Here is a 4,848-nt window from a genome sequence, read left to right as displayed (position 1 = left end):
ATCCGGCGCGGCGCGGCCCGCCGCGGCGAACCTGTGGCTCTGTTCCAGCGCGCGCCGCGTCACCGCCTCGATCTGGCGCAGCACGGGCGCGGGCAGCAGGGCCATCCGCTCCTCGACCGAGCCGCCGAGGCGGTTCATCAGCGACATGAGCGGTCCGTGCGCGCGATCGAACCGCAGCGCGAGGGCCGCAATCTCGGCCTCGGGGCCGGTGTGCAGGGCAGGCAGGCGGGTCTTCTGTGTCATGGCACATGAAGTAGGATCGGGAGCCCCTCCCGGCAATGGCCCTCCCGCCGGAGCGCGCACGCCCGCCGATTCCCGTCAGGAGCTGCGGCGGACGGCGGCCGCCGCCCCGCAGGGAGGGTCGGGCCTGGGTCTTTCGCCCTGTCGGCCCCGGCTCCCCCGCGACAGGCCGCCGGCTCAGGCGGCCTTCGTCACGAGGCCCTCGACACCCTCCCAGGCGCCGATGACGAGCGGCATCCCCAGCACGCGCTCGGGGTTCGTGGGCGGCGGCATCACGACCTTCTCGAGCTTGCGGAAGCCGAAGCGCCGGTAATAGGGCGCGTCCCCCACCAGCATCCCCCGCTCCCAGCCGATCCGGCGCGCCTCGGCCAGCGTCTCCGCGATCAGAAGCGCGCCGAGGCCCTCGCCCTGCCGCGTCGGGTGGACCGCGACCGGCCCGAGGAGGAGCACCGGCTTGCCCCCGACCGTGACCGGCCAGTAGCGGATCGCGGCGGCCAGCGTGCCGTCCTCGTCGCGCAGCAGCGCACAGAGGTCGGCGACGGTGGGCACCCCGTCGCGCAGCCGGTAGGAGGAGAGCGCCGTGCGGCCGGGCGCAAAGCAGAGGTCATAGAGCGCCTCGACTTCCCACCAGTCGGCCTCACGTTCCTGTTCAAGGCGATACACGCCCGATCCCCCTGCCCCGGATTTGCCTGGAAAGGCGCGTAACATGCGGGCAGACCGGGATCAAACCGGAAAGGAGCCTCCATGTTCTACCGCCCCGAAGACGGCCACGGCCTGCCGCACAATCCCTTCAACGCCATCGTCTCGCCGCGCCCGATCGGATGGATCTCGACCCGCGGCCCCGAGGGCGACAATCTCGCGCCCTATTCCTTCTTCAATGCGGTGGCCTATGTCCCGCCGCAGGTCATGTTCGCCTCGACCGGCGCGAAGGACAGTCTGGCGGCGCTCCGCGCCAGCGGCGTCTTCTGCGTGAACATCGTCGAGGAGGCGGCGCTTGCGCGGATGAACGCCACCTCGGCCGCCTTCCCGCGCGGCACCGACGAATTCCTCGCGGCGGACGTGCCGAAGGACGAGTGCCGCACGATCCCCTGCCCGCGCGTGGCCGATGCGCCCGCGTCGCTCGAATGCCGGGTCACGCAGGTGGTCGAGCTTCTGGGCCGCGACAACTTCCTGATCCTGGGCGAGGTCACGGGCGTGCATCTGCGCGACGACTGTCTGCGCGACGGACGGTTCGACGTGACCGCCTTCCGCCCGATGGCGCGCCTCGGCTACCGCGACTATGCCGTGGTGCGCGAGGTGATCGAGCTCTCCCGCCCGGGCGAGGGATGAGCGCCTGCCGTTCGCGCTTCGTGAATGGCGAAGGCCCTTGCCGGCCCGCCACCGCGTCCCAACCGGTCGCTCAGGGCATCCGGCGCGGACTCTCCGCGCTCGGGGAACCGCACTTGCCCAGCCGGCACCGCAGGCCCGCCTTACTCCCGCGGCGACGGCCGAGCGGCAACCGCTTCCCGAGCGGTGACGCAAGCGCCCCGTCGCGGCGCGCGCCCTCTGCGCGTCGCGAGCGACAACCGCCGCTTTCCGAGCGGCATCGGAGGCCCGGCTGCCAATCGCCCATGCCTCGGCACCCGGCGACGCGCGCGCCCATGACCGAAGGCCCGCGGCGGTCGGATGCCTGCATTTCGCGCTTCGCCGGCGACAATGGCGATTTATCGCACCCGGTCGGGCGGGGTTCGCGCTTTTCTCCACCGGGCGCGCGGCCTACTGTCCGGCCGGTCAATCCAACCGGGGACAGCAATGAAGACCATGATCGGGGTGATCGGCGGTTCGGGGGTCTACGAGATCGACGGGCTCGAGGATGCGGTCTGGACGAAGGTCGAGACGCCGTGGGGCGACCCGTCGGACGAGATCCTCACGGGCAGGCTCGAGGGCGTTCCCATGGCCTTCCTGCCCCGGCACGGGCGCGGCCATGTCCACAGTCCGACGACCGTGCCCTACCGCGCCAACATCGACGCGCTGAAGCGGCTGGGGGTCACCGACCTCGTCTCGGTCTCGGCCTGCGGCTCGTTCCGCGAGGAGATGGCGCCGGGCGATTTCGTGATCGTCGACCAGTTCATCGACCGCAGCTTCGCCCGCGCGAAATCCTTCTTCGGCTCGGGCTGCGTGGCCCATGTCTCGCTGGCCCACCCGACCTGCGGCCGCCTCTCGGCGCTCTGCGCCGAGGCCGCGCGCGCGACCGGCGTCACCGTCCACGAGGGCGGCACCTATCTCTGCATGGAGGGGCCGCAGTTCTCGACGCTGGCCGAGTCGCTCCTCTACAAGAGCTGGGGCTGCCATGTCATCGGCATGACCAACATGCCCGAGGCCAAGCTCGCCCGCGAGGCCGAGATCTGCTACGCCTCGGTGGCCATGGTCACCGATTATGACAGCTGGCACCCCCACCATGGCGAGGTCGACATCACCGCGATCATCGCGACGCTCGGCGCCAATGCCGACCATGCCCGCGGGCTGGTGGCGGGCCTGCCCGCCCGCCTCGGCGCCGAGCGCGACCTCTGCCCGCACGGCTGCGACCGGGCGCTCGACCATGCGCTCATGACCGCTCCCGCCAAGCGCGACCCGGAGCTTCTGGCGAAACTCGACGCGGTCGCCGGCCGCGTTCTGAAGGGCTGAGACCATGACCCACAAGTCGGTCCGCGACTATATCCGCACCATCGTGGACTTCCCGCACGAGGGGATCCTGTTCCGCGACGTGACCACGCTCTTCGCCGATCCGCGCGGCTTCCGCATCGCCATCGACCAGCTTCTGGCGCCTTACGCCGGGATGCGGTTCGACAAGGTGGCAGGGCTCGAGGCACGCGGCTTCATCCTCGGCGGCGCGGTGGCGCACCAGACCTCGACAGGCTTCGTGCCGATCCGCAAGAAGGGCAAGCTGCCCGGCCGCACCATCTCGGTCAGCTACCAGCTCGAATATGGCGAGGCCGTGGTCGAGGTGCATGACGACGCGATCCAGGCGGGCGAGAAGGTGCTTCTGGTCGACGATCTTCTGGCGACCGGCGGGACGGCCGAAGCCGGGATCAAGCTCATCGAGCAGCTGGGCGGTCAGGTGGTGGGCTGCGCCTTCGTGGTGGACCTGCCCGACCTCGGCGGCCGCAAGCGGCTCGAGGCGATGGGGATGGAAGTCCATGCCCTCTGCGCCTTCGAGGGGCTCTGAGGCACCTTAACCCGCTGTTAGGCGAATCGTCCTAGATCGGAAGGACCGGGCGACCGGTGCTGCTTGCTCGACGTAACCTCAACCCCAACCTCGCCCCGCCGGTCGCTCCGGCGGGGCTTTTCACGGCCTCACTCCGACCGCAGCACGGCCCCCGGATTCATGATCCCGAAGGGGTCGAGCGCCGCCTTGAGGGCACGCATCGCCCGAAGCTTCGCGGGATCGCCGTAGCGTTCGAGATCCTCCACCTTCAGCCGCCCGATCCCGTGCTCGGCGCTGATCGAACCTCCGGCGGCCGCCACGAGATCGTGCACGGTGCGCGTGATCTCGCCCCGCAGGGCCTCGTAGTCCTCGCGCCGCCGCCCCGCCGCCGGGAAAACGTTGTAATGCAGGTTTCCATCGCCCAGATGGCCGAAGCAGTTCACCCGCAGATCGCCGAGCCGCGCGATCGCGGCACCGGCCTCCGTCACGAAGCGCGCGATCTCCGACAGGGGCAGCGAGATGTCGTGGCTCGCGATGGCGCCGATCCGGCGGTTGGCCTCGGGGATGCTCTCGCGCAGCGCCCAGAAATCCGCCCGCTGGGCCAGCGACTGCGCGAGGGCTCCGTCCGAGACGAGCCCCGCCTCGGCCGCTTCGGCGAACAGCGCCTCGAGCTCGGCCGCGGGATCCATGCCCTCGGTCAGGCCCAGATCGACGAGCACCGTCCAGTCCGGCAGGTCGACGAAGGGCAGCCGCCGCTCGGGCATGGTCTCGGCCAGAAAGGCGAAGCCCTGCCGGTGCATGAGCTCGACCCCCGTCACCAGCGGGCCGAGCCGCCGTTGCGCGCGCCCCAGAAGCTCCAGCGCCGCGGCCGGGTCGCGCACGGCCAGAAGCGCCGCCCCTTCCGCCGCGGGCGGCCGCACGAGCTTGAGGCTCGCCGCCGTGATGATGCCGAGCGTGCCCTCGGCGCCGATCAGGAGGTTGCGCAGGTCGTAGCCGGTATTGTCCTTGCGCAGACGCTTCAGCCCGTGGACCACCGACCCGTCGGGCAGCACCGCCTCGAGCCCGAGGCAGAGGTCGCGCGCATTGCCGTAGCGCAAGACCGCCGTCCCGCCCGCATTCGAGGCGAGGTTGCCGCCGATCCGGCAGGAGCCTTCCGAGGCGAGCCACAGCGGGAACATCCGCCCCGCAGCCGCAGCCGCCGCCTGCACCTCGGCGAGGAGGGCCCCCGCCTCGACGAGAAGCACGTTCTCCTCCGGGAAGATCCCCCGCACGCGGTTCATCCGCTCGAGCGAGAGGAGGAGCGGCAGCGGCCCCGTCTCCATCACCTGCCCGCCCACGAGGCCGGTGCCGCCGCCGAGCGGCACGATCCCCACCCGCGCCTCGGCGCAGGCCGCCACGATCGCGGCCACCTCGCCCGTGTCGCG

Annotated in this window: 5 protein-coding genes and 1 pseudogene; 3 read left to right on the top strand and 3 right to left on the bottom strand. The window is 71.3% G+C overall.

Annotated elements, in window-relative coordinates; genetic code table 11:
• Positions 1 to 243 (bottom strand): annotated as a pseudogene (locus A9O63_RS17945) (EcsC family protein); the annotation flags it as partial.
• 174 nt (positions 244 to 417) lie between these two features.
• Entirely contained in the window at positions 418 to 903 is a 486-nt protein-coding gene (locus A9O63_RS17940) for a GNAT family N-acetyltransferase (protein ID WP_069333140.1), read from the bottom strand.
• Positions 904 to 984: 81 nt separating this feature from the next.
• Here A9O63_RS17940 and A9O63_RS17935 point away from each other — a divergent pair, with 81 nt between their 5' ends.
• The 3 genes from A9O63_RS17935 (at position 985) to A9O63_RS17925 (ending at position 3,445) form a co-directional block, all read left to right on the top strand.
• The gene (locus A9O63_RS17935; RefSeq protein ID WP_069333139.1) at positions 985 to 1,569 is read left to right on the top strand and encodes a flavin reductase family protein; all 585 of its coding nucleotides are present in this window, start codon (positions 985 to 987) and stop codon (positions 1,567 to 1,569) included.
• A 462-nt stretch (positions 1,570 to 2,031) separates the two neighbouring features.
• Complete coding sequence (locus A9O63_RS17930; protein WP_069333138.1) at positions 2,032 to 2,904, top strand: S-methyl-5'-thioadenosine phosphorylase; 873 nt, start codon at positions 2,032 to 2,034, stop codon at positions 2,902 to 2,904.
• A gap of 4 nt (positions 2,905 to 2,908) precedes the next feature.
• Positions 2,909 to 3,445 carry an adenine phosphoribosyltransferase gene (locus A9O63_RS17925; RefSeq protein WP_069333137.1) on the top strand — a complete coding sequence of 179 codons (537 nt, stop codon included), beginning with the start codon at positions 2,909 to 2,911 and terminating at the stop codon, positions 3,443 to 3,445.
• A 128-nt stretch (positions 3,446 to 3,573) separates the two neighbouring features.
• Here A9O63_RS17925 and A9O63_RS17920 read toward each other — a convergent pair.
• Positions 3,574 to 4,848 (bottom strand): FAD-binding oxidoreductase (locus A9O63_RS17920; RefSeq protein WP_069333136.1); only part of this gene is annotated, 1,275 nt, incomplete at its 5' end.

Source organism: Cereibacter johrii (assembly GCF_001720585.1).
GTDB lineage: Bacteria > Pseudomonadota > Alphaproteobacteria > Rhodobacterales > Rhodobacteraceae > Cereibacter_A > Cereibacter_A johrii.
This window is presented reverse-complemented; position numbering and strand designations above follow the sequence as displayed.

Coding starts and splice junctions, on each gene's coding strand:
- A9O63_RS17935 (WP_069333139.1), top strand. CDS start 985: ATGTTCTACCGCCCCGAAGACGGCCACGGCCTGCCGCACAATCCCTTC.
- A9O63_RS17930 (WP_069333138.1), top strand. CDS start 2,032: ATGAAGACCATGATCGGGGTGATCGGCGGTTCGGGGGTCTACGAGATC.
- A9O63_RS17925 (WP_069333137.1), top strand. CDS start 2,909: ATGACCCACAAGTCGGTCCGCGACTATATCCGCACCATCGTGGACTTC.